The 26,400-nt window shown below is 48.8% G+C and carries 16 protein-coding genes; 7 read left to right on the top strand and 9 right to left on the bottom strand.

Annotation, left to right across the window (positions count from 1 at the left end; genetic code table 11):
- Positions 1-12: 12 nt before the first annotated feature.
- The gene (locus MEALZ_RS14505) at positions 13-939 is read left to right on the top strand and encodes a 5'-nucleotidase (protein WP_014149406.1); all 927 of its coding nucleotides are present in this window, start codon (positions 13-15) and stop codon (positions 937-939) included.
- Here the strand turns inward: MEALZ_RS14505 and MEALZ_RS14500 are convergent.
- Both MEALZ_RS14500 and epmB read right to left on the bottom strand, forming a co-directional pair.
- Positions 911-2,428: a hypothetical protein gene (locus MEALZ_RS14500; RefSeq protein WP_014149405.1), complete on the bottom strand. Its 1,518-nt coding sequence runs from the start codon at positions 2,426-2,428 to the stop codon at positions 911-913. The two genes, MEALZ_RS14505 and MEALZ_RS14500, sit on opposite strands and share 29 nt — an antisense overlap.
- A 522-nt stretch (positions 2,429-2,950) precedes the next feature.
- A complete protein-coding gene (epmB, locus tag MEALZ_RS14495; protein WP_014149404.1) occupies positions 2,951-3,973 on the bottom strand; it encodes an EF-P beta-lysylation protein EpmB in 1,023 nt (340 codons plus the stop codon).
- Positions 3,974-4,075: 102 nt separating this feature from the next.
- On the opposite strand from epmB, the gene efp reads away from it, so the two are divergent.
- The 3 genes from efp to MEALZ_RS23800 are packed head-to-tail and all read left to right on the top strand — an operon-like array spanning position 4,076 to position 5,756.
- Positions 4,076-4,645 carry an elongation factor P gene (gene efp, locus MEALZ_RS14490; RefSeq protein ID WP_014149403.1) on the top strand — a complete coding sequence of 190 codons (570 nt, stop codon included), beginning with the start codon at positions 4,076-4,078 and terminating at the stop codon, positions 4,643-4,645.
- Positions 4,645-5,628 carry an EF-P lysine aminoacylase EpmA gene (epmA, locus tag MEALZ_RS14485; protein WP_014149402.1) on the top strand — a complete coding sequence of 328 codons (984 nt, stop codon included), beginning with the start codon at positions 4,645-4,647 and terminating at the stop codon, positions 5,626-5,628. The genes efp and epmA overlap by 1 nt, the downstream gene beginning before the upstream one ends.
- Positions 5,628-5,756, top strand: a complete 129-nt coding sequence (locus MEALZ_RS23800; RefSeq protein ID WP_269844346.1) for a hypothetical protein — start codon at positions 5,628-5,630, stop codon at positions 5,754-5,756. Before epmA ends, MEALZ_RS23800 begins: the two co-directional genes overlap by 1 nt.
- A 112-nt stretch (positions 5,757-5,868) precedes the next feature.
- Here MEALZ_RS23800 and MEALZ_RS14480 read toward each other — a convergent pair whose 3' ends face one another.
- The 4 genes from MEALZ_RS14480 to MEALZ_RS14465 all read right to left on the bottom strand — a co-directional run bounded on the left by MEALZ_RS14480 (position 5,869) and on the right by MEALZ_RS14465 (position 17,131).
- Positions 5,869-6,423, bottom strand: coding sequence for a hypothetical protein (locus tag MEALZ_RS14480; RefSeq protein ID WP_014149401.1), 555 nt, complete (start codon positions 6,421-6,423; stop codon positions 5,869-5,871).
- A 109-nt stretch (positions 6,424-6,532) separates the two neighbouring features.
- Positions 6,533-9,343 carry an RNA polymerase-associated protein RapA gene (gene rapA / locus MEALZ_RS14475; protein ID WP_014149400.1) on the bottom strand — a complete coding sequence of 937 codons (2,811 nt, stop codon included), beginning with the start codon at positions 9,341-9,343 and terminating at the stop codon, positions 6,533-6,535.
- 472 nt (positions 9,344-9,815) lie between these two features.
- Positions 9,816-11,558, bottom strand: a complete 1,743-nt coding sequence (locus tag MEALZ_RS14470) for a sulfite reductase subunit alpha (RefSeq protein WP_046061611.1) — start codon at positions 11,556-11,558, stop codon at positions 9,816-9,818.
- Positions 11,559-11,647: 89 nt separating this feature from the next.
- Entirely contained in the window at positions 11,648-17,131 is a 5,484-nt protein-coding gene (locus MEALZ_RS14465) for a glutamate synthase-related protein (protein WP_014149398.1), read from the bottom strand.
- Between the two features lie 423 nt (positions 17,132-17,554).
- Between MEALZ_RS14465 and MEALZ_RS14460 the strand changes: the two genes are divergently transcribed.
- Complete coding sequence (locus MEALZ_RS14460; protein WP_014149397.1) at positions 17,555-18,772, top strand: FAD-dependent monooxygenase; 1,218 nt, start codon at positions 17,555-17,557, stop codon at positions 18,770-18,772.
- 83 nt (positions 18,773-18,855) lie between these two features.
- Here MEALZ_RS14460 and MEALZ_RS14455 read toward each other — a convergent pair whose 3' ends face one another.
- Positions 18,856-20,598: a multicopper oxidase domain-containing protein gene (locus MEALZ_RS14455; protein WP_014149396.1), complete on the bottom strand. Its 1,743-nt coding sequence runs from the start codon at positions 20,596-20,598 to the stop codon at positions 18,856-18,858.
- A 519-nt stretch (positions 20,599-21,117) separates the two neighbouring features.
- On the opposite strand from MEALZ_RS14455, the gene MEALZ_RS14450 reads away from it, so the two are divergent.
- Positions 21,118-21,516, top strand: coding sequence for a pilus biosynthesis protein PilZ (locus tag MEALZ_RS14450; protein WP_014149395.1), 399 nt, complete (start codon positions 21,118-21,120; stop codon positions 21,514-21,516).
- Between the two features lie 309 nt (positions 21,517-21,825).
- Here the strand turns inward: MEALZ_RS14450 and glnD are convergent, their stop codons facing one another.
- Together glnD and map are read right to left on the bottom strand one after the other, a co-directional pair.
- On the bottom strand, positions 21,826-24,462 hold the full coding sequence (gene glnD / locus MEALZ_RS14445; protein WP_014149394.1) for a [protein-PII] uridylyltransferase: 2,637 nt from the start codon (positions 24,460-24,462) through the stop codon (positions 21,826-21,828).
- Positions 24,459-25,223, bottom strand: a complete 765-nt coding sequence (gene map / locus MEALZ_RS14440) for a type I methionyl aminopeptidase (protein WP_014149393.1) — start codon at positions 25,221-25,223, stop codon at positions 24,459-24,461. The genes glnD and map overlap by 4 nt, the downstream gene beginning before the upstream one ends.
- A 328-nt stretch (positions 25,224-25,551) precedes the next feature.
- Between map and rpsB the strand changes: the two genes are divergently transcribed.
- On the top strand, positions 25,552-26,304 hold the full coding sequence (gene rpsB, locus MEALZ_RS14435) for a 30S ribosomal protein S2 (protein WP_014149392.1): 753 nt from the start codon (positions 25,552-25,554) through the stop codon (positions 26,302-26,304).
- The last annotated feature ends 96 nt before the right edge of the window (positions 26,305-26,400 follow it).

The following is a 26,400-nucleotide window of genomic DNA, read 5'->3' as shown; positions in this document are numbered from 1 at the left end:
AGTGCCGATGATATGACTGCGCCGATCGAGATCAAGCATCAAAAACTGGTTGTTGCGGTTTCATCCCGGGCTTTGTTCAACTTGGACGAGTCGCACCGGATCTTCGAGACGGACGGCAAGGAGGCTTTTTGCCGTTACCAGATCGAGCATGAGGATGAGATTTTGGAGCCCGGTTTCGGTTATGAACTGGTCAAAAAGTTTTTGGCGTTGAACGCCATCAGCAAAAGCGGCCCGATCGTCGAGGTGATCTTGTTGTCTCACAACAGTGCCGATACCGGTCTTAGAATTTTTAATTCGATCGCGCATCATAAACTCGATATTTCCCGTGCGGCGTTTACTAGCGGCGTTTCGCCTTACGAATATATTCGTGCATTCGGCGCGCATTTGTTTCTTTCGTCGAATGCGGTCGACGTCGCTAATGCATTGGCGGCCGGTTATGCGGCCGCGACGATATTGTCGGGTTCTTCGCTGAAAAAGTCTCATGATCAATTGCGTATCGCATTCGACGGCGATTCGGTATTGTTTTCGGACGATTCCGAGCGTATCTATCAAGAGCGCGGTCTAAGCGCATTTACCGAAAACGAGTGCAGTCAAGCTAAAAATCCACTGCCTGGAGGCCCTTTCAAGGAGTTTTTGAGTACATTGCATCGTATTCAGTCTCAGTTCGACCCGGATGCCGTGCCGATTCGTACGGCTTTAGTAACCGCGCGCGGCGCGCCGGCTCACGAACGGGTGGTTAGGACGCTTAGACTTTGGGGGGTCAGAATCGATGAGGCTTTATTTTTAGGCGGCATGCCGAAAGGCCCTTTCTTGGATGCTTTCGGTGCGGATATCTTTTTCGACGATCAGCAAGGTCATTGCGAATCGGCTGCTCGGCATGTTACCGCTGCCCATGTGCCGCATGGTGTGGCTAATCGGAAACGATCCGATAATGCATGAAATGTTCCCCGGCTTCGAGCAGCTTGTGGAGATGATAACGTTTGTCGAGTTGTTCGACCCGGACCAATTCGTCTCCTGTCGAATATTTGCCGGGCGGCAATAAGACGGTTTCGGTTTTTGACGGCGAATCGACCAATAAGGCTTCGATAGTCGTTGTTTGAATGCGGAATTGAACGGAATTGGCTTCCCCCGGTAATGTTTCTATCAACATCTGTTGTATAGGGGATGAGCTTTTGATTGTTTTTCGGATTATGCCGATGCAAGGCATTTCTTGTTGATTGTAGAGGAAAATCGGTTGGCCGGCGGTGAGTCGTTCGTTCTTTGCATGACCTAGGAGGTACTGCGTAAACTTCGTCTGTTGTATATTAATCCATTCAACTTTAATGCTTTTGCCGCTTTCTTGCGATAGATGCAGCTGGCGAGGGCTTAGCATTTTGAATTCACTTTCCATCGGGATTAGTTCCATTTTGCTCAGCGCCTCGGCTTTGTCCATTGGGCCGCTCAATCGATGGATCTTAAAAATCCTTTCAAGGTGCTTCAGCCGTTCGCTTATTGGCGTTATACCGACCGTATAACAATAAGCTTTGGGCCTTGATAGTATCACTGAGTCGAGAATGTCTTGATAGCCGCTAATTTTTTGACGTAACGTGAAATATAAATCGTCTTGCCCCTCTATTTCCGGTGCTAGGCTTGATAGTTGCTGCGCAACCTCTTCGGTGTTGAAAATAAGGCCGTTTTCGCCAGGGATATCAGGAATGTCTTGATGCAAGGTTTTATCGCAACCGTCCCAGTAAAAGTTATAAGACGGGTTCAGTGATTTTTCGAACGCTATTAAATCGGCAATGCGATCGGCGAGATCGAAATAAGCGATGATTCGTTCCGCTGGTGCAGGGTAAGGGTCGAATAATGCGAACAACAGATTGCGTTTTAACACCGACGATATCGATTTATGCGCTTTAAATACCGGAATTTTGCTCGATAACGAAATAGGGATTAATTGTTCATTGCGTGCGATTCGATAGAGTTCTCCCGTCTTTTGCCAAAGCGTCGAGGAATTCCGCTCCGAAATCAATGTATTGGTTCGCATTGTCAGTCCGGCGATTTGCATGGCCGTAAAGATGGCATGAGCTTTGCGTTTTTCGTTTAAGGATTGGGCAGTAGATGCATGGCAGTAGGCCAGGCAGTGGCTACGTAACAATTGACTACTGAGTCTGGCAAGTTTTCGGGATTTTGGGTTCACCGAGCCTTCGGCAATGATCGATGGTAATAATGATGCGATCAAATTATCGGAAATATGTAAGACCGACGGGGTTAAGGTATCGAGTACGGCCAGCAGATCTTTATCGCCGAGTCGAATATGCGGTATTTTTTTTAATGCCGCATAAAACGTTGCGCCTGAGGCAATGGAATCTTTTACGTCGAGTCGACTCAACCAATCGGCTACCGCGTCTTGTTCCAACGTAAAAGGAAGTGATTCAGATTTTTTCATCGTATCTGATGTTTGACAATTCATTAAGCTGTTACATTGTAGACTCTATGGTTTTTTTCGTTGAGAAATTATCCGCACTTCGTCCCTGTAAATTTTGGCTATGTTCGCGTTAGCAGTTGAAACGATTCTCTTTCCTACTAAATAAACCACTTAGGAAATAGTCAATGATTGCTTTCCAATACACTGAGCGTGGAAGAGAGTACGATTACTCGCTTGACAGGACCCAGCCCCTAAATTAGTAAGACTATTAACCATGACCGATGGGCTATGGAATTTAGGGGCTGGGTGAATACGTCCATGTAGGCTTGACGGCGGAATCTGATTGCCATGGATGGTATGAATGCAGATTTTGCAGGAGCAAAAATCTGCCCTGCTGCCGACACCTGTCAATCGAGCAACCGTACCCTCCTTTCAGCCATTGGCGCGATATTGAAAAAAAAGTTATTCCGAGCTGAATCCTTGGGGTTCATGTTGGCTTTAAGTTCAAAAGTATCAACTATTAACGCGAACATAGCCTAAATTTTAAAGTACACGTTCCGATGCTTCGATTGGTTTTTTGTATGGCGCCCCAGCCACTTCCCGCACCAATTTCGGCACGAGATAACCCGGGAGTCTTTTTTGCATGGTTTCGTATAGGCTTAAGGTTTTTTCATCGGAGACTTCAAAATGCCCGGTGCCGGTCGCCATGTCGAGACAATGCAAATAGTAAGGCACGATGCCGTTGCGAAACAAAGTTTCGCTGAGCCGGCAGAGTTGATCGGCGTCGTCGTTGATATTTTTCAGCAAAACAGCCTGATTGAAAAGCATGATGCCGGCAAGCTTGAGTTTACGGCTGGCGGTCTCGACGGCATGACTTATCTCGTTGGCGTGATTACAGTGCATGACGATCGTAACGCTCGGCCGTGCGGTATCCAGTGTTTTAATTAGCTCATCAGTGACTCGCGACGGCAGCACGATAGGGATGCGGCTATGAATGCGGATGCGGGTTAGATGTTCGATCGCATTTAGCTGCTCGATGAGTTCGGCTAGACGGCTATCGCTTAATAACAAAGGGTCGCCGCCGCTCAGAATGACTTCTGAAATACTCGGGTCGTTGGCAATATAGTCGATGGCCCGGTTTTGTTTTTGGCGTCCGAGTTGGTAATCGGCATACGGAAAATTTCTACGAAAGCAATATCGGCAGTTGATCGCGCAGGTTCCGGTATTGATCATCAATACACGGCCTTGATATTTGTGCAAAATATGGTTTTCTCGGGTAGCCATGAGATCGCCGACCGGATCGTCGTTGAAGCCCGGGTAGGCGAGGGTTTCATCGTGAATTGGCAGTACTTGAAGCAATAAAGGATCGTTGGGATCGTTTTTATGCATGTTTTCGGCAAAGCTTTTCGGCACTTTCAGTGCGAATTGCTTCGCGGCCTGTTTCGATATCGGTAAGTTTTTTGGGTCGAGTTCCAAGAACGCGCACAGCGCATCGATTGTCGTGAAGGCTTCGGCAAGCTCTTGTTGCCAGGAAATTTTCGGGATAAACGGAGGGTTTTTGGTCATCGGGTGCGATTTCGTGTTTCTAACAGTTCGGGCGTCTATTATAATGGCGAGCTTTTATTTTTAATTATTTCTTTATTCTTAATTGGCAGTCGTGAGGAAAATATGGCCACATTTAGTACCAATGAATTTAAAGCCGGATTGAAAGTTATGCTGGACGGCGATCCCGCCGCGATTATCGAAAACGAATTCGTCAAGCCGGGAAAAGGCCAAGCATTTAATCGGGTTAAGATCAGAAATCTGAAAACCGGACGAGTCATCGAAAGAACGTTTAAATCGGGCGAGTCTTTAGAAGGCGCCGATGTGGTCGATATTGAGATGCAATACCTCTATAACGACGGTCAATTCCGTCACTTCATGGTTCCCGATACTTTTGAACAGTATCAGGCTGACGAAAAGGCCGTCGGCGATGCCGGCCTTTGGCTTAAGGATCAAGATATGTGTACCGTGACGCTATGGAACGACGTTCCTCTTTCGATCGTGCCGGCCAATTTTGTCGAATTGGCGATTACCGAAACCGATCCGGGCGTGCGCGGCGATACTTCCGGTGGCGGCGGCAAACCAGCCGTATTGGAAACCGGCGCGGTCGTTCGCGTGCCGTTATTCGTGCAAACCGGCGAAGTGATCAAGGTCGATACTCGTACCAGCGAGTATGTTTCGCGCGTCAAAGAATAGTGACACCGGGCGATTGGCGACCGACCGGTTCATTGGAGCATTTGCGTCAGCGGGCGCGAATGCTGGCTGCGATTCGCCGGTTCTTCGACGAATCGAATGTACTTGAAGTTGAAACACCGCTCCTCTGCCACGGCATCGGCACAGATCCGCAGTTAGCCTTTTTCAGTACCGAATTTTGCTTTCATCCGAATCGGCAGATGCTGTATTTGCAGACTTCGCCTGAATTTGCGATGAAGCGATTACTGGCAGCCGGTTATGGTTCGATGTACCAAATCTGTAAGGCTTTCAGAAACGGCGAGTCCGGCCGTTTTCATAATCCCGAGTTCACCTTGCTCGAATGGTATCGAGTCGGCTTCGATTTATTTCAATTAATGGCGGAAATCGACCGGTTGATTCAGGTTGTTGCGAAGCCTTTCAAAACACTTAAACAAACGCATACCGTTCATTACCAAGAAATTTTTCTAAAATATACCGGCCTCGATCCGCTAACGTTTTCGGCCTACGTTTACCGGGAATTTGCCGAGCGTGCCGGCTTGCCTGAAGCCGTTTCGATTTGTGAAAATAATCATGCGCTGTGGCTGGATTTTCTTTTCAGTCATTGCGTGCAGCCTCATCTGGGAGAAGGCTGTTTATGCATGGTTTACGGGTTTCCGGCCTGTCAATCGTCGCTTGCGCGCCTGAATGCCGATAATCCCGCAATAACCGACCGTGTCGAGATCTTTATCGACGGCGTGGAATTGGGTAACGGTTTTTACGAACTGTGTAATGCCGACGAGCAGGAGGCCCGTTTCGATAAAGAAATCGAATTTAGAGCCAGCAATGGACTGCCGCCTGTTGACAAAGATCGGCGCTTCTTACGGGCGCTCGAATCGGGTTTGCCCGATTGCTCCGGGATGGCGATCGGTTTGGATCGTTTATTGATGGTGATGGCCGGAGCCGAGTCGATCGAGCAAGTCTTGGCGTTTTCAGTCGATAGGGCTTGATGGAAAAAGGGGAAAGAGGAAAGAGGAAAGAGGAAAGAGGAAAGAGGAAAGAGGAAAGAGGAAAGAGGAAAGAGGAAAGAGGAAAGAGGAAAGAGGAAAGAGGAAAGAGGAAAGAGGAAAGAGGTTAGATCGAGGTGAGATTTAGTTCAATTTTTTGCTGTTTCCCAAGCTCCAGCTCTCGCCGTTATACTGACCTCTTTGAGGTACGTTGTTGGACATCTAGCGCGATGGCAAAACCACTCAATCGCTGGAGCACGGTATGGTAATCCCGTCAATGTTAATGCAAGCCCTTAGGGTTTGATTAGTGTAGGATTCTATGCTTAAAGTCCTGCATAGTTTTAATGCTTGGCTTCTCGCAGCTGGGTATTCCTCGGTTTCACCCACCGTTTCGGCATGTTGCTTAGCCGCTTTCAATCGTGGCGATACCAAATGAGTGGCATAGGCTTCTTCGAGTTTTTTGTCGCCCGATTTGCTGAATTTAAGCGGCATTCGGTTGCCGGGTTGCTTGCGTAGATAAACCGTGCTCGAGGGTTTGAGATTTAGGTCGTGCGCATGGAATCTCAGTATTCGTAGAATCCGGTTGGCCTTGGCAAGATTGCAACGAACGGCTTTTTCCAAATAAGGCAGCCGGCCCCGGCGCCAAGCTACGATGTCCAGTTCCGTCAATAGCTCCATTTTTTGGAAAAGCCGGACCGGCGCAACATATCCTTGTTCGGTCAACAATTCAGCGGTTGCCTTAACGATGCGGAGGTAGTATTTATCCTCGCGGTAATTTTCTACCGTGATTTTTTTCATTGGCCGGATTTTTTTTGCGCTGTATGCAGTAATAGTTGAAAACACCAAGCTCTTACGGAAGCGCTTAATAATTCAACGTTAGTCGTAGGGTACGCATCGCGTACCTTTTTTAACTGGTAATGACAAACCTCACCGCATCGAGCCTTAATTGCGCGTCTTGAATATTTTCGTGCAAGAGCATCGCGGTTTCTTTCTGGAATTCGATTTCATCTTCGCGAATCGACGGATTGACTTGTTTTAGCCGAGTCAGCCGTTTGATTTCGCCGGTCATCGTCTCCAGCATGGTTTTTTGACTGTCCGTAATCAACTGGCTCATTTGCGCTTGGGCGTTTTGTTCGGCGATGTCGAGCAGGGTAGTCAGGTGTTTTCGTTGGCTGTTCAAAAAAGCGACGATCTGTGTTTTGTCGAATTTTTTGCCAGAGTCGATCAACTCGATATGTTCGATCGTATCGGTTAAGTCGGCCTTGTTTTGGTCGATTAAGATGCGAATAGGTGTATGCGGCAGAAAGCGTCCTATTTGCAGTTCGGGCGGGGCGCTGCATTCGACGATGAACAAGCATTCCAATAAGAAGCGGCCGGCTTTTTGGTCTTTATGCTTGACGACACTGACACCGGCATTACCGGTATCGCTGGACAAAATCATATCCATCGCGGCGGCGACCATTGGATGTTCCCAGGTTAAAAATTGCAGTTCCTCGCGGGCCAGCGCAATGTCGCGGTTTACGGTAACCGTCATACCTTCCTCGGAAAGACCAGGGAAATGTGACATGCGCAGGTGTTCGCTGGGTCTTAGAATGAAGCAATCGGCCGAATGAAATTCGGTATCGACGCCGTAACATTCGAAGACGTCTTCCATATAAGGCCATAGCACGCCTTCATTATCTCGTTGCTTGAGCCGATCGATCAGTTCTTGAGCTTCTTCCTTACGGCAGGAATTGAGTTCGAGCAGCAAATCTCGGCCATTATGCAGTTCGGTTTCGATTTGTTGCGCCAGGGTTTGAGTTTTGGCAATCAGTTTGTCGAGCGATTCGCTATCGTATTTTTCGAGCGCTGTGTGCAATTCATCATGCAGAAGCTCGGCGACGCGTTGTCCCGCCGAAGTATTGTGACGGAAGGCGTTCAAACCTTCGTCGTACCAGCGGAATAGGGTATGTTCGCGGCTGCCGGTCAAATATGGCACATGAATTTCGATGATGTGACGTTGACCTATGCGGTCAAGGCGGCCGATGCGTTGCTGCAATAGGTCAGGGTTGTCCGGTAAATCGAATAAGATCAAATGATGGACAAACTGAAAGTTGCGGCCTTCGCTACCGATTTCGGAACAGATCAGTAGTCTCGCCGAGCTTTCTTGGTCAGCGAAATAGGCTGCCGCGCGGTCGCGCTCGATGATCGACATGCCTTCATGAAAGACGGCCGCGGCGATGCCGAAACGCTTTTCGATGATGTGTTCGAGTTCGATCGCGGTTTGCGCATGCCGGCAAATCAATAATGCTTTTTGACCCGCTAAAGCTTTGATTTTTTCAACGAGCCAAAGTGTACGGGGGTCTTCCTGCAAGGATTCTGAGCTTCCGTTCAAAGTGCACCCTTGACGTTCTCGGTCAGGGAAGCCCTGCACGGTTTGCCGGGAATTTCTGAACAAAATCCGGCCGGTACCGTGATGGTCGAGCAGAATCTTGACCAGTTCTTCGCGTGCGAGCTGTGATTTTTCCGGATCGTCCAGGTTTTTGAGTAGGGTATCGACATGGTCGTGCTTGACCAGGCGCGCTAAATGGGCTTTTTCGTCCGGCGTTAGTGCTTGATTAGCCAGCAACGATTTGGCGGCTTCGGCAACGGGTTGAAAATGGGTTTCTTCTTCGAGAAAGGCGCTGAAACTGTAGAATCGGTCCGGGTCCAACAGGCGCAACCGGGCGAAGTGGCTTTCCTTGCCGAGTTGTTCCGGTGTCGCGGTCAATAAAATCAATCCGGGGGTCGATGCGGCGAGATTTTCGACGAACAAATATTCCGGGCTGGCCGAGGTTTCGCTCCATTCCAAGTGATGAGCTTCGTCGACGATGACCATATCCCAGCCGGCTTCCAACGCTTGTTGTTGCCGTTTCGGATGTTGCGCGAAAAACTCCTGGCTGCAGAGTATCAATTGTTCGGTGTTGAACGGATTTTCAGTCGGCGGTTCGGATTCGCCGATATAGTCGATATCGATGTTTTCGATACCTAGGCAGCGCATTTCGTCGAGAATGCTGAATCGTAGATTAAAGCGCCTGAGCATTTCTACTAGCCATTGATGAAGAAGGCTTTCGGGTACGATGATCAGGGCCCGATTGCTTAACCCGTTATTGAGTCGGTGATGCAGAATCAATCCGGCTTCGATGGTTTTGCCGAGGCCGACTTCGTCGGCAAGCATGATTCTAGGCGTCGGGCGCCCGGCGGCTTCATGCGCGATGAATAATTGGTGCGCGATCAGCGACGTCCGTCCGCCTTGTAGGCCTTTGACCGGCGATTGTTGATGTTCGCGGCAGTACTGCCATGTTTGATAACGCAATTGAAACCAAGCGCTCGGATCGAATTGTCCGGTAAACAAGCGATCTTGCGGTTTATTGAATTGGATATGATGGTTCAATTCCATTTCATCGAGACTTATTTCCCGGTTCTCCTCGGTTTTACCGACATAAGTCACTAGACCGTTGCGCTCGATGATTTTGGTCACGGTCAGTTTACTGTAATCGGCGGACTCGATGATATCGCCTTCGCTGAAGATGACGCGCGTCAGTGGGGCATTATCTTTCGCATACACGCGGCGTTCGCCGGTAGCCAAAAAGAGCATTGTCACACGGTTATACTCTGATTCGACGACGATGCCTAAACCCAGTTCGGATTCGGTGTTGCTGATCCAGCGTTGACCTGGAATAAAATAATTAAGGTTCAAGGTTTAAGGTTTAAGGTTTAAGGTTTAAGGTTTAAGGTTTAAGGTTTAAGGTTCAAGGTTCAAGGTTCTCCTAGCAGGACGGGGTTTGCAACCCCGTCCTAAACGTTTCGACTTTGACCAAAATAAGCCGAAATATTTAGGGCAAACCGAAAACGTTAGGGACGGGTTAAATAACCCGTCCCGCAGAAGGTCATTATTTCATTCGCCCTTCGACAGGCTCTCTCAAGAAACAGTTTTTTTATGCCTTTGCTATCAATCACTTGCGGAAATACAAAAAAGGCAGAAATTGATGGCAAACAGCGACTGTTTCATGGTAACGCCATGCAACCGAAGGGCGCTTACTTTGCTCAGGACGAACGGAATAATGACGGACAACTATCAACCCATTGAATTTCACATAGAGCCAAGTTTTTTCCCTTTTGTCTTTTACCTTGCATCTTGCCTCTTGCATCTTAATACATGTGAACCAGGATCAATAAACGTCGCGGACGTAGCGTTTATCCTTTTTCAATTGATTGACATAATCGATGGCCTGCTGTTCGGTCATTTTTCCCTGTTCGGCGATCACATCGTGTAGCGCTTTATCGACATCCTTAGCCATGCGGTAGGCATCGCCGCAGACGAAGAAATAGCCGCCTTGTTCGAGCCAAGCGAATAATTCCACGCCGTGTTCGCGCATTCGGTCTTGAACGTAAATTTTTTCCTGCTGATCCCTGGAAAATGCTAAGTCGAGCCGCGTCAATAGACCGGAGGCTTGCATTGCTTCGAGTTCTTCTCGATAAATGAAGTCTGTCGCGGCATTACGGTCGCCGAAAAATAGCCAGTTTTTACCTGTTGCTTGCCGCACTTCCCGTTCCTGCAGGAATGCGCGGAAAGGTGCAACGCCGGTGCCGGGACCGACCATGATCATCGGCAGGCTGTTATCTTCCGGGACTCGGAAGACCTTGTTCGGCGTGAAAAAACAGCGGACATCGGTCGTTTCATCGACCAAATCGGCCAGGAAGGTTGAACACACGCCTTTGTGTTCGCGATCGTGACTTTGGTAACGGACGCTAGCGACGGTTAGATGCACGGCATCCGGGTGTTTTTTACTGCTCGACGATATCGAATAGGCGCGGTGTTGCAGCGGTTTCAGCAAGGCGATGAATTCGGCGGCAGAAATGTCTATGTCCGGGGATTGCAGCAACAAGTCGAGAGTATCGCGACCCCAGAGATAATTCGCCAATTTTTCCTTATCGTTTTCTTCAAGCAACGTATTCAATTCTTGATCGCCGGAGCGGCGAGCGATTTCATCGATCAGTTCCTTGGATGGCAGTTTGATTTCGAAATGAACGCGTAGCGCTTCGTTAAGCGGCATTAATTCGCCATCGACCGGGACTTCTTCTTCGCCTGTACAGTTGATCGCTCGCAGTATGTCTTTGACGAGTTCCGGACAATTGGTCGGGAATACGCACAACGCGTCTCCGGCTTCGTAGCTTAGGTCTGAACCGGCGATCGAGATTTCATAATGTCGTGTTTCTTTCGATGATTCGGGGGCGGTCAACAGACGATTGACGAGTAATTTGGCCGGGAACGGGTTTTTACGGCTGTATTTCGGCGCTTCAACCATTGCTGCGTCGGAGTCGACGATAATGGTCGTCGAGGCGCCCTCTGCCATATGTGGGATGACTTCCGAAATCCACAATTCGGCCGGTTCCTCGAAGTCGACGTCGCAGTCGATCCTGTCATAAATACGCTCGGCGCCGAGTTCGGCAAGCCGTTGATCCCATTCGATGCCGGCTTGACAGAATTGGTCGTAACTCGTGTCGCCGAGCGCCAGTACGGAATATTTCATGTGCTGCAACGACGGTGCCGCATCGGACGAAATCGCTTCCCAAAGAATTTGAGCATTGTCCGGCATTTCGCCTTCGCCGTAAGTACTGGTGATGATCAAGAGATATTCCATCTTGCCGAATGCATCCAATTCGACTTCGTCCATGCTTTTGACGATCGGTTTTAAGCCATGGGCTTTTGCGGATGCGGCGGCATCGTTTGCCAAGGCTTCGGAGTTACCGGTTTGCGTTCCGTAAAGAATATGAATGATGCGGGCGTCGGCCTGGCTCTTGCTGCCGGCGCTTTGTATCATTTGCGTATGCATGCCCGCGAAAAAGCCACTGAGCCAGGCTCGTTGACTGTCGCTGTAAGGTGCATCGAGTGGAATATGAGGTGTTTTCATCATGTTTAGTTACAAATTAATGAACGTAATACCGGCATGCCCATGATTTCTCACAGGTTATGCCGGTACTGGTAAAAAGTGCGATGGAATTATGCCGAAGCCGGAGCCATCATTTCCTGAATAATATTGGAACCGACCAGTCCGGCTAGATATTGTTCGACCCCAGGAATGCCGGCCAGGGCCTCGCGGTTGATAGCGTCCTGCTCGATGATCCAAGCGGTCGAGCCGATCGAGTAGATGCTTTGTACGTCACGGTTGGCCAAGGCGGTTTTATAATCGGCAAGACGCTTGCTTGCCAACAGCCAACTCAGTTGATCGTCGCTGTAATTACTGTAAGCTTCGCGAGTCTCTTTAACCAACGCATCTTGAATTTTACGCGGACGGGACTCAATTAATTTCCAAGCCGCTTTTTCCAAGGCTTCGTGTGTCGGCGTGGCGGACTTGAAGTTCAATTGCTCGCCGGCTATCCGGAATGCCTTATCGATGACCGCGTAACTGTTGACCAGACTAAAAGTCAAGTTGGTGTCGGTTTCGCCGTAACCGGGTATCGCTCCGCCGAATAATGGCTGTTTTGTCCGATAAGCCGATTTCATTTGTTCGATCTGGCGTGTTGCGTAGTAGACCGCCAATTCTTCGATCATCGCTTTGCGGTCCATTGTTTGGCTAAGGAACTCAGCCGTTTGTGTTTTGTACAGCCATAGCGGAATCGTAAATTTGAAATGTTTACGCTCCGTTTCCCAGTTATTCAGGATGTTCCTTGCTTTGCTCGAGTTTGCATAATCGGCGTGTTGTTCGAGCATATAGAGTAAGAACTGTTCATGCGCTCGGGCCGTATCGGTGTTTTCGTTCAACTCATGCAATTCGACCGAGCTTTTGTCGTAAAGCTTCGGTAACAAGTTTTCAGGGTCGTATTGATAGGCATTACCGCCGGACATGCCGTTACAGAAACCCTTGCCGAAGTGGCCGAGATTCAATACCGCACCGTTGGTCATGTATTCGCAGGCGAAATCGCCGACGCCTTCGACGACTGCCATTGCACCGGAATTACGGACTGCGAAACGGTCGCCGGCCTCGCCGTTGATAAAGGCTTTGCCGCCGGTTGCGCCGAACAGCGCAAAGTTACCGATCAGCACGTTATTGCCGGGTGTTTTAATGCCGCCGCCTGGGGATTCGACGATTAAGGTGCCGCCGCAGGCTGATTTACCGACGCCGTCGTTACAAGTTCCCGTGTGTTCCATGCGCATGCCGTCATTCATGAAAGCAGCATAACTTTGCCCGGCCGAGCCGGTCGTTTTTACAACGACCGAGTCGGGCGCAAGATATCGCCGTCCGTGCTGGTTGGTATAAATCGTTTTCGAACGAGCGACTTGTTCTTCGTTTAAATCGTAAGCAAGTATGCGTTCGATATCGATTGCGGTTTGGCCTCCGACCGTTTTATTGCGATTACTGAGTTTGAAGTCGTCGCCTTCTATAACGATTTGCGTCTGATTGCCGAAGATCACCGACGATTTAACTTGCTCGATGATCTTGTCGTCGATGCTGAAATTCGCTTCGAGATAAATCGGTTTTTCGATTTTGACGACAGGTACTTGAGCCAGCAGTTTCGTGAAATCGAGCTGTCCGACGATGGAACGATGGTTGATTAAATGCAACAAATCGGTTTGACCGCGTATTTCGCTAAGGCTGTGATAGCCCAGGACTGCCAGAATTTCGCGGACTTCGTGCGCGAGATTCATGAAGTATTGCGCCAGCACTCTCGGATCGCCTTTGAATTCCTCATGCGTCGTGGTCAATCCTGCAGGGCATTTGACGTTGCAGTTTTTCGCCATGACGCAACGCAGCATCATCAATGCGGTCGTGCCGAATTCGAAGGAATCGCCGCCCAATATCGCCGATTTAACGACATCGAGTCCGCTTTGATGCGCGGCGCTGCAGCGCAATATGACTTTATCCCGTAAGCCGTTCACTGCTAACGCTTGATGAACTTCAGCAATGCCGATTTCGGCAGAGCGACCGGTGTTTTTCAGGCTCGTGACCGCGGCCGCGCCCGTGCCGCCGGTGCTACCGGCCACATTGATGACATCGGCGCCGGCTTTCGCGACACCAACTGCGATCGTGCCGATGCCTTCAGAGGATACCAGTTTGACGACGACTCGAACGCGGGCTGCTTTGGCATCGTGAATCAATTGACCGAGGTCTTCTATCGAATAGGTATCGTGATGCGGAGGCGGGCTGACTAGCTCGACTTGTGGCGTGCCGCCGCGCAATGCCGCGATTTCGACAGATACTTTCGGCGCAGGCAATTGTCCGCCTTCGCCGGGTTTTGCGCCTTGTGCGATTTTGATTTCGATTTCTTCGATGTTCGGGTCGGCCAGATAACCGGCCCAGACGCCGAAACGGCCCGATGCGAACTGTTTAATCTTGCTTGATCGAAGCGTGTTGAAACGGCTCGAGTGTTCGCCGCCTTCACCGGAGTTGCTGAGCGCGCCGGCAATGTTGGTACCTTGCGCGACAGCCTCGTGCGCTTCTGCGATCAATGCGCCGTGACTCATTGCACCGGATGCGAGTTTGGCAGTGATTTTATGAGCCGGTTGAACGTCGGACAATGCAATCGGAGAACGGGCAGTTTTGATATTGGCCAAATATTGTCCGAAAAGATTGTCGCTATCTGAGAGCTTGATTGCACAGGCATTGTTTGTAACGCTGATCGTTGCGGCGCTATCGCCGAAACGGTTTTTGAAATGCTCGGCGATGCCGGTTAACCGCGCTTCACTGTTGTTTTCAGGCAGTGTAATTGCATAATTAACAGCGTCGATTCGTTCAACCGCGATGCCGTGAATCATGTAGTTGTTGTTTCCGAGCAAGTTTTGCTTGCCCAAAATGCGGTCGAAATCGGCCGTGCTTTGCGCTTGGCTGATATCGGCCGGAAGATCCATGATGTCGCGTAATGCGGCCGGGCGATTGTCGCGCTCTTGGTACAGGTTTTTCGCGAAGCTACGATAAGCCGGCGTGATGCCGAAATTATCGATTTGTTCGGGCGTGCGTTTGTCATAACCGAAATCGAAATAAGCGGTATCTCTGGCTTCCGGCGATTTGTCTTGTGGAATATACAAGATCGGTTCGTCGGTCATGTTGATATATTCACGGACAGCGAGATTGCCGAAGCTATGGCCTGCGCCGTCTTGCCGTTCCTTGAACAAACCGATGAAAGGAATATCTTTTTCGTCCTTGATACTCAATGCTTTGTAATGCCATGCGGCCGCGCTTTTCGCAATGTCTGCATAGCGTACGCCGCCGACCGGCGCGTTGATATTCGGGAAATACGGTTGTAGGCGCGGCTCGTTGGTATCCAGGTAATTCGATTCGAAAAACTCGCCGCCGATGTAGCTTTCTACGGTGCAGAGCCCGAACTTGCCCATGGTTTTCATCAGCGATTTTTCCGCCGCTTTTTTGAAGTTATCGAGGGCTTTTTGTTGGTTCTCTGGCTGAAGTTGGCTGACGACGCGATTGTAGGCGCTGATCGGGCAGACAGCCGAAGCGCCGAAGCCGAGTATTGTTGCAATATCGTGAGCGCTGGCGACTTGTCCGGTTTCAGCGATTAGTGACGAGTGGAAGCGCAGGCCTTGTTTGACCAGGTGTTGATTGGCCGCGGCAACCATCAGCAAGGCGGGAATCGCCGCTTTATCGCGGCTGATGCCGGTGTCGCTGAGAATGATGATGCCGGTGTTGTCGCGGGCGGCTTGTTCGATTTCCTGACAAACGGCGCGCACCGCCGACTCGAGAAGGTCTTCGTTATTTTTTGGATTTTCGAAGTCCGGCGTGAATAGCATGTCCAATGTGATGGTCTTGACGCTGGACTGCCTACGGATTTGTTCTAAATTCGTTCTTTGCAGAATTGGCGAGTCGATGACCAATTGCTTGCTGTTGCCTTCGGAAAAGGTCGGTTTGGCACCGAGCGCGACGCGCAAGGTCATGCCGTCGCTTTCGCGAATTGAATCGAGTGGAGGGTTGGTGACTTGAGCGAAGCGCTGGCTGAAATAACGGGACATGCCGCCTTCGGCATCGGAAAGCGCATTGGGAGCAATTCCGTAGCCCATCGCCGAAACTTTTTCAAGACCGGTGCTTAACATCGGATCAAGCAGGAATTTAAAGCTTTCCTGGTTTAGCGAATAAGCCGTGTGTTGTTGATCGATGTTGAAATCGCCGTTGACCGGGGTTAACTCATCGAATGAGACGTCGGGCAGTTCGCCGATATACAAGCTTCGTTCGCGGAGCATCGCTTCATAGTCTTTTTGTCCGGCCAGTTTTTCCAAGACTTGATTGCTGTTGTAAATCTGTCCGGTGCTGTGGTCGAAATAAATCATGCCCCCGGCTTCGATACGACCACGTTTGATAACGTCTTTGGGAGGGAAGTCGATTTGACCGGCTTCCGACATGACGGCTAGATAGGTTTCGGTTTCCACCGAGCGCAAGGGTCTGAGCCCCAAACGGTCTAGACGCGCGCCAACACGTATGCCGTCGCAGAAGATCAGGGCGGCGGGGCCGTCGTTTTTTTCTTCATAGAGGCTGAAATACTCAAGCATCGCGCGAACTTTCGGCGACAGAGTCGTGTCGTTTTCCCAGGCAGGCGGCATCATCGCCAGCACGGCCGTGACGACATCGAGTTCGTCCTCGTTGATTCGGCGAGTCAGTGTTTGATCGAGGCGGCCCGAGTCGGATTGTCCGCACGGGAACACGATATGTTTGTTGTGTAAGCGCGCGATCGCATTTTCACTGAGCCGATTTTTTTTGTCGGTGTTTAGCTCTCCGTTATGCGCCATGTAGCGGAACGGTTGCGCCATCATCGTTGCCGGAGCGGTATTGGTCGAGAATCGAGTATGGAAGAATAGGGTGTGTATTTCATGATCTTCGTCGTAGAGGTCGATAAAATACGGTATTACTTCAAAAGAGTTCAGTCGGCCTTTGTAAACCTGGGTTCTCGAGCTCATCGATAGCGGGTAGAAACCGGTTAATTCGTCGCGGGTAAAGCCATCGGCTTCGATATCCAGCAATGCGCTTTGAATCAGTTGTTCGAATTCGCTATGAGTCGCTGTCTTTAAAGCTTCCGGGCGCCCGAAAATTACTTGCTTGATCGGTAGTTGCGCTTTTCTGGATGCTTCGTTGATGACTTGGCTGTCCACCGGGATGTTTCGCCAAGTAATGACCGGCAGGCCGAATCGAGTTAGGTGTTTTTCGATCAATTCGATCGCGAAACTATCGTAACGCTCGTGATCTTCCGGAAAGAAAAAGTTGGCAACGCCAAATTCTCCGAGTTGCAGGTTGTTGTTTCCGGTGATTTTTCGAAAAAACTTCAATGATAGATCGACATTCACGCCGGCTCCGTCGCCGATACCTTCGGCACTCATGCCGCCGCGGTGGGGAATCGTGCATAGCGCTTCATGCGCTTTGACAAGTAGCTCGTGAGTCTGTTTGCTTTGTTTATGAGTAATAAAACCCACGCCGCAGCTATCTTGGGAAAGATCGGCGTCGTAAAGCAAGGGTTCTTTGAGGTTTATTCGGGAAATTTCAGTCATTATATCCAACCCGTTCCGGTCATGCTGCGATCAACAGCGTTAGTAGTTCGTTTTTCTCGCAATGCATGCTAAAGTCAAGCTTTGATTGCTCAAACATTAACTGCTCAAATAGAGCGGTTTGCATTGGCGATGCAATAAGTAATGCAGGCAATTGCGTTTAGAGAAACCTGCAAATGATATCATGAGTCGCATTTTAAGTCATTTAGATGCAAATTGTTATCATCAATTCGCAGTTTGAACATGTTCTCCGAGTTTAGGTTGTGGAGTATGCCTGTCGAGGAGCGCCCTGTCAGGCGAGTTACCGAACCCTCGACAGCGCATAGTTTCAGGACGTTATTTATCACGAAATCCATAATTATCACCGATAATTTGAAGTGCGATAGGTATATTAGAAATAGTTAATTACGGGTTCCAAATAAGAAAATGAATTTTGATGTAGTAGTAATCGGCGGGGGAATGGTTGGGGCCGCAGTGGCTTGCGGATTGGGCGGAAGCGGTCTTAAGGTTGCGGTGATCGAACAAGTATTTCCCGATGAGTTTTCTTCGGATCAGCCCCATGATCTTAGAGTTTCCGCGTTGAGTATTGCCTCGCGGCATATTTTGGAGGGGGTCGGCGCGTGGCGGGGTGTTCTGAATCGCCGTTATTGCCCTTTTCGGCGTATGCGAGTATGGGAAACCGTCGGCGATACCGAATTTTGCAGTGACGACATTGATTACAACGAGTTGGGGTATATCGTCGAAAATCGGGTAACCCAATTGGCCTTGTTGGAGCGTTTGCAGGATTTTGATAACGTCAGTTTATTTTGTCCGGCTAGTATTAAGCGCATCGATTACGGCTTGGATGACGAAGGCCATCGTTCGGTGGTTGAGCTGGATGACGGTACGGTTTTGACGGCGAATGTTTTAGTCGGCGCCGACGGCGGGAATTCCAAAGTTCGACAGGTATCCGGGATTGGGGTGACCGGTTGGGATTATAAACAACATGCGCTGGTGATCTATGTGGCAACCGATTATCCCCAGCAGGATATTACTTGGCAGCGATTCGTGCCTAGCGGCCCACAGGCTTTTTTGCCGTTAACCGGTCGACACGCTTCGTTGGTTTGGTATAACTCTCCTGATGCAATCAAGCGATTAAAATCCTTATCCGGAGATCAATTGCTGAGCGAATTGACCAAGACGTTTCCAGAGTGTTTAGGCAGAGTCAACGCTGTCTTGAATACCGCTTCGTTTCCGTTGAAACGGCAGCACGCTCAAAATTATGTGAAACCCGGCATCGCTTTGGTCGGTGATGCTGCGCATATGATTAATCCATTGGCGGGTCAAGGTGTCAATATCGGTTTGCTCGATGCGGCGGTATTGGCTGAAGTGTTGGTCGATGCTCATCGATCGGGCCGGAATATTGGCGATATTGCCGAATTGAAGCGTTATGAAAAGGCAAGGCGCGTAGATAATCTAAGAATGATGACGGTCATGGATGTTTTTTACCGGGTTTTCAGTAATGAAATCATGCCGGTTAGGATTTTGCGCAATTTGGGATTGGGTTTGGCTGAGCGTGTCGTGCCGGTCAAGAAAAAAGTTATGCGAGCCGCGATGGGATTGGATGGCAGGTTGCCCAAATTAGCAAAGGGAGAGTCGATTTAGGTTTGACTTGGTTTGATTGGGATTTGGGTTAAAGCCGCGATATCGACCTGCGGAATAGCTCCGCAGGTCGATACGGGCCGAATTTAGGCCGGCTTTTTAACGAGCTTATGATACAAGGCGAAAATGTCTTCGCGCCGCACGATAGCCATGTAAGCGAGGATGCCTAAAATCAATCCGGAGAATAAATCGCCGATAAACGATTTCTCTGTGCCCGGCGCAGTCGAGCTGAAAGAGTCGGATGGTCCTTCAAGCATCATTTGGGGTGGAGACGGCAAAGGAGCTTTGTAGCCGCGAGCGTCAGGAAGACCTAAGCTGCGCCACTTGTCGTAATCTTGCCATAGCGGGTATTTGCCTTGCCAAAATTCTTTCGTGAAATAAGGTGCCAGAGTCCAGCCTTGCATTTTCGGAATCCCTTTTTCGTCAAGAAAATCTTTGTAAACGACCAAGCTAATATCGCCGCCTTCGCCGATGCCGTTGGTAGTGAATGATTTTTCGACATGATCATGCATCATCCAGACCCCTTCGCCGAAGCTATGTAAGCCGTCGTCGGTGCCGTCAAGTTCCAGATCGATACGTTGTGCCGGAACCATGGTATGGACATCCCGCATGATATAAGATCCCGGGCCGTTATCGATGCCGTCGTAATGGGTGATCATGGGTCTATGTCCATGGATATGAACGCCCAATGCTTCGGTATGCCCATTTAGTATGCGAAGCTTGACCTTTTCGTTCGGCTGCATTTCAATCAAGGACTCCCTCAGTGTATACGGGAATGAGCGGCCGTTCAGCATGAAATAGTCGTCGGTCGCTTCGGTGACGTCGTATTCCATGTTCAGTTTTTGTGCGAGTAGGCGCGGGTCGTTGGCCGAGCGAGCTAGTTCATGCAATTCCTTGTCCGCCGACTGATAATGCATGTCGTATTCGCGAGCATATTTTTCCTGAACCGCTACCGACGGGTGTCGAACTTGGCCATTACCGACATTGAAGGTTTGCACCCAGTTGTTGGGGCGGTTTTCCTCTACGATGAAAAGGCCTTGCAATCCCATTGGGATATGGGTGTGCGGTTGTACATGGCAGTGATAATAAAAAGTGCCGGCCTGGCGTGGTTTGATGACATAAGTTTTACTTTCGCCGGGCATAATATCCATTGCGCTGGTTTGTCCGACGCCGTCATTGCCGCTTCCGCTATGGTCCATATAAGGATGGTCTACACCGTGCAGATGCAGGGAATGCGGCATGTGGTGGGTATTTTCGACAACCAGCCAGACGGTATCGCCTTCTTCGACGCGTATGGTCGGCGAAGGAACTCGCAGTAGCGCATTGGCTTGCGGTTCGTAGAGGCTCAAAGTCGACATGTCGCGGGTTTTAGGCGCGAATACCCAAAAGGTAGGTTGTACGCCCGGCGCAATGTCGAATTGAGTGGTCAATTCGGTACTGTCGGGAGAGTGGCCATTTAATTCGACGATTTCGAGCTTTATGATGATATGGTCGGGGTCGCCGTCGCCGTCGACGTCATTGGTTTTGATGACTGCGTCGGCGGCCAATTGAGTATCCATTAACGTCGACATGCTGATGTTGTTCGTGCCTTTTACGAAGGCGGCAATATCGGCAGGATTGTCGGGGTTGCAAAGTCTCGATTCTTGAATCTCAACGCCGTCGATGACTTGTGCGTCTCTCCATTTCGGTGACGTGAAGTCGGAACAGACTTCTTCTGATTCGCCTAATTCAACTTTAGCAGAAGGCGGCAAATCATTGGCTGCTTGCAGTTCAAGTGGAACAATAAGCGTCATGGCGCCGCAGAGAAGGGTAAGGAAGTTTTTATGCATGCGAAGACCTCTGAAAAAACACACGATTCGAGTCATTGTGACTCGCAAAAAGTGCGAAAGTTTATTTACTCCATATCGACTGAAAAAAACGTTTAGATAGAGTTTGTTATTATGATGCTTTAGTGATAGCGCCTGTCCGATGGTTGCCGGCCTTGTCGGTAACGCTTAATGCTTTCTAACTTAAATTAGACGTTTTTCGGTCGTGTAAGAGCGGTAAAAAACATAACTTGTTTGAAAATTATACAGGAGATTCTTTCGTAGCGGTTGATTAAAGTCAAGACCTCGATTCGATCGATTTCTTGTCGGTAGGTCACAAATTGCTCTTTGATAAGGGAAAGCCGGTTCTTGTGGGTTGTTTCGAATTGATGCTCTAGATAATGTTGTCAATCGTAGCTGTTTCGCGGCTGAGTAATCTAATTAAGTGAATGAGGTGTGAGCGACAACTATATATTTATTCTGGTAAAAAAAAAGATATAGGCTAAAATTCTGATGACAATATTTGGTCGATCGGAGATGGCTATGGAAAAGAGAATTTATCCTCGTGTTGCCGCGCATTTGCCTGTTGTGGTCACTAATGAAGAAGGTGTACGTCTCAAAGTATTGGCGATCGATACTTCCAGTGACGGTTTTTCGATCCAATGCAGTATATTGCAGCGGAATTTGATGACTCCGGGCGGATGTTACATCCGTAACGGTCGTCCGGTGGAATTAAATGCATGGTTGGATTTGCCGCATGCCGGCGATCGCCCTTTACAGGTAAAAGCCCGTTGTAATGTTGAGTTTTCCCGCCGGATAGCGAGGGACCGTTGCGAAATCGGTATGCGGTATAAGGATCTCGAAGGTGACGGTTATGAAAACCTTATTCGTTTTATCGAAAATCGACTAGCTTCGAACGAAGTTGCGATGTCGTCTTTATGATATACCCCTCGTAGGTCAAAATTCGGCACCGGGGTGCCCGTCAAAGGACGCCGTGAACCAGCACTTAAATCCAGCACCTAAATTCCATAGGTCTTTGGTAATGATTCAAAATCATGGCTTATTTAGGTGCTGGGTGAATACGTCCATGTAGGCTCTATGCCAGCTCCATGCTGACTCCTCACCTAGCGTTAGGTGAGGGGGCGGACACCCCGGTGCCTCCACAGGCGCTGCCGAAATTTGAAGTACGAAAGGTATATATAGCAGAGGGGATTTTGCTTGGAGCCGAAATCCGCCCTGCAAGCGAAAGGGTTATAAATGGTCGCGTAATGCGGATTGAATGGCTTGCTCCAAATTTTGTAATGTTTCGTGGTCTTGAATCGGGTTAGATTGATAATCGGTAAAATAAAACATGTCTTCTGCGCGGCTTCCTATCGTGGTGATTTTGGCGTCGTGCAGTTGAATGTTGTGATCGTTGAGCACATGGCCGATTTTTGAAAGAAGTCCGGCATGGTCTGTTGTGATGAGTTCCATGACCGTAAAGCGCCTTTGCGGATCCTCATGAAATGAAATCGTTGTCGGTATTGGAAAGTGTCGAGCTTGTCTCGATTGGCGCCGAATGTTTTTTTGTTTGTTGATGTGGTGTTCTTTTAGATTTTTACGGAGCGCCGTGCAAATATGGACTTCTCGGTGTAAATCCTTGATCGGGTCGCCTGATTGTTCGAGAACTTGGAAGCTGTTCAATACATACTGGTCGCTAGTGGTAACGATCCTTGCGTCGAGAATCGTAAGGCCGAGTTGATCGAGGGTCTCGGTGCTGATTGAAAAAATAAAATCTTCGTTACGAGTGTAAATAAAGACTTCTGCGCTGCCTCGTTGAGTTTGAGGGCGGAGTAACACCAGTGGTAGGTCCAGTTCGTCGCAGGATGCAATTGCAATTGTTTGCCAAGCGATTTCTTCGGCAGTATATCTAAGAAAGTATTCATCGCCGACATGTTTCCATGATGCATGAATAGTTGCTTCGGAAATGCCTAGTTTCAGCAGTTCTTCCAATGCTTCGGTTTTATTTTCTTCGAGTCTGTCGCTGATATTGATCGGGTTCTTGAGGCCGCGACGTAAGGCGTTGTAGGTTGCGCTATAGAGTTCTTTCAATAATGCGTCTTTCCAAGAGTTCCATAGTTCCGGATTGGTTGCGCGTATGTCTGCGACAGTCAATAAGTAAAGGTGATTTAAATATTCGGTGCTACCGACTTGAGTGGCGAAATCATGAATGATGTCGGGGTCGCTGATGTCTTTGCGCTGGGCGGTCATCGACATAATCAAATGATTGCGGACTAGCCAGGTGACGAGCTTAGTATCATGTCTAGACAGGTCGTGCTGCCGGCAAAATGCTTGGGCGATTTCTTCGCCAACTTGCGAATGATCCCCGCCTTTGCCTTTAGCGATATCGTGAAACAATGCCGCGATATAAAGTAGCTCGGGTCTCGGGATCATCAAAAAAATGTCGTTGCAAAATGGCAGTTCGTGGGTGTGCTTTTCCAGCGAAAAGCGTCGCAAATTGCGAATTACGAATAGGGTGTGTTCGTCCACGGTATATATATGGAATAAATCGTACTGCATTCTGGCGACGATGTGAGCGAAGCTAGGCAGGTAAGCGGCGAGTACGCCATAACGATTCATTCGTCGAAGTGCATGCGTGATGCCTCGCGGTTGGCGTAAAATCTCGATGAATAGATGATTGGCGTGTTTGTCGGTTCTAAATTGATCGTCGATCAGGTGCAGGCTTTTACGGATTAAGCGAATCGTTTTTGATCGGATGCCTTTTAGCGAAGGATTTTGCTGGATGACTAGGAAAATTTCCAATAATGCCAGTGGGTTGTTCTCGAAAAGGCTATCAGTTTCGGCTTCCAGGTAGCCGTTAATAGCGATGAGTTTAGCGGTTTTGGTTTGGATTTGTTGATAAGTCGTTTTCCCGCCGATAAAGCGCTCGTTAAATAGTTGTAGTAGCATTTCATTGAGCCGTTCTAAGCCGACTACGGTTTTATAGTAATGCTGCATGAATTCTTCGACGGATTGGTTCGGGTCGGCGCCTTTGAATCCGAATTGTTCGGCTAAGTCTCGTTGAAAGTCGAATAGCAGGCGATCCTCGCAGCGACCGGTTAGCAAGTGAAGTGCATAACGGATACGCCAAAGTACGTTACGCGCAGTAACCAGTTCTTCATATTCGGATTCGGGCAAGAAGCCGTATTTAATTAATTCTTTTAAGGTTGAAGAGCCGTAATGGCGTTTAAAAACCCAGGCAATAATCTGCATGTCGCGAAGTCCGCCGGGGCCTTCCTTGATATTGGGTTCGAGATTGTAAGCGGTATCGTGAAACTTAAAATAGCGATGTTCCTGTTCCTGCATTTTGGCAGCAAAAAACCGGTTTGACGGCCATATCTCTCCGCTGTTTATCGGTTCGAGTACTTTTGCGCACAAGCTCGGATTGCCGCGCAATAGTCTGGTTTCCATTAGACTGGTCATGATGGTTTGGTCGTCGATACAGGATTGAATGCATTCTTCGACTGTGCGTACGCTCAATCCTGGTTTTAAACCGATGTCCCAAAGGAAATTGCAGAATTGTCCTAATACAGCCTGAGTTTCCGTAGAGGCCTCTTTATCCAATAATACGACGATATCGATGTCTGAAAAGGGAAACAATTCTTTTCGCCCGTATCCGCCTACCGCAATCAGGCTCAATTGATCGGCGGATTCACCGAGGAAATGATCCCAGCCGCTGATCAAGATTTCGTCGACGAATTCAGCCTTGGCCACCAGTAAAGGCGTGACCGGTTCTTGTGGATTAAATGACCGCTCAAGCTCCAGGTTTTTCGATTTAATTAACTCTTTAAAGGCAATGATATAGTCGGATTGTGTGAAATAGTGGGTATAGGCTAAGGCTTCTGTCACATTTCCTCCTGTCTCAGTGTCAAGATTTCGTAACCGTGTTCAGTGACTAGGAGGGTATGTTCCCATTGCGCAGAAAGGCTGCGGTCTTTGGTAACCGCGGTCCAGCCGTCCGCTAATACCTTCACATGGCGTTTGCCTAGATTAAGCATCGGTTCTATCGTAATAATCATGCCGGCTTCAAGAGCGGTGCCTTCTCCTGGTTTGCCGTAGTGCAGCACTTGCGGTTCTTCATGAAACTTTTGGCCTATGCCGTGACCGCAAAATTCTCGGACGACCGAATAACGATTCGATTCGGCGAATTTTTGTATCGCATGACCTATATCGCCAAGAGTTGCTCCGTGTTTAACTTGTTCAATGCCCCGGTACAGCGCTTCTTGAGTGATTTTCACTAAGCGTTTGGCGTGGGGACTGACTTCACCAACACAAAACATTTTGCTAGTGTCGCCGTGATAGTCGTCCTTGATGACGGTGATGTCGATATTGACGATATCACCTTTTTTTAATTTTTTGTTGCTGGGTATGCCGTGGCAAACTTGCTGATTGATCGAAGTGCATATCGATTTGGGGAAGCCGTGATAATTGAGCGGAGCCGGAATCGCGTGTTGAACGTCGACAATATAGTCGTGACAAATTTGATTAAGCTCGTCGGTGGTGACGCCCGGTACAACATGCGGCTCGATCATTTCCAGAACTTCGGCGGCAAGTCTACCGGCGACGCGCATTTTATCGATTTCACTTGGTGTTTTTATGATGATACCCATGATTTGACGGCTTTATGTTGGCAAGTAAGCTAGTATAACGAGTTTGCTTGAACAAGCTCGCTAAGGAGTTGATAAGTGGTGGAGATTGCAGTAATTAAAGACTTGAGCGAGCGAAGAAGTCCTGCCAGTTTAGCAGAGAATTAATTGTTGTTGAAATCTAATTATGATATAAAGGCAAGTTCATTTTTGTATTTTAAATACTCACGTTTGTCGACACGCTTGGTAGGGTGCCTTTCTTGATTAATTTGAAGGGGGGGTTGCCAAGGGGGGCAGGCGGAGGCGTAACCCAACGAAACATTAAGTTTCACATAATCCGTAGGAGAAAAAAATGGCAGCAGTGTCAATGCGTCAAATGTTAGAAGCGGGTGTTCATTTCGGACATCAGACTCGTTACTGGAATCCAAAGATGGCTAATTACCTATTTGGCGCCCGTAACAAGATTCACATTATCAATCTTGAGAAAACGCTTCCATTGTTTAATGACGCAATGAATTATCTGGGGCAAATGTCCGCAAATAAAGGCACTATCCTGTTTGTGGGTACCAAGAAAGCAGCCCGTAAAGCGGTCGCCGAAGAAGCGAAGCGTTGCGGAATGCCTTATGTCGATCATCGCTGGTTGGGCGGCATGCTGACCAATTTCAAGACGATCAAAAAATCGATCAACCGATTGAAAGAATTGGAAGCGATGAAAACGGACGGAACGCTCTATCATAAATTTAGCAAAAAGGAAGCGCTGGGGATGGAACGCGAATTAGCGAAACTCGAACGTAGCTTGGGCGGCATTAAGGATATGAAAGGCGTGCCCGATGTATTGTTTGTATTGGATGTCGGTTATGAGAAAAACGCGATTGGCGAAGCTAAAAAACTCGGTATACCTGTAGTTGGGATTGTCGATTCGAACAATTCCCCTGAAAGCGTTGATTACATCATACCGGGTAATGACGACTCCATTAGAGCGGTTAAACTTTACTGCGAATCCGTAGCAGATGCAGTATTGGAAGCGAAATCCGCGACATTGAATTTATCGGCCCAGGCCGATGACTTTGTTGAAGAATCAGAAGTCGAAGCAAACGCAGAGTAAGCGTCGGTGCGGTGAAGGGCAGCTAGCTCTTCAGAGGCAATGGCGCATTGAACTGAAAAGCGCCTCCTAACAGGAGGCGTTTTTTATAGTTAAGAA

Origin of the sequence: Methylotuvimicrobium alcaliphilum 20Z (assembly GCF_000968535.2) — a bacterium.
Lineage (GTDB): Bacteria > Pseudomonadota > Gammaproteobacteria > Methylococcales > Methylomonadaceae > Methylotuvimicrobium > Methylotuvimicrobium alcaliphilum.
This window is presented reverse-complemented; position numbering and strand designations above follow the sequence as displayed.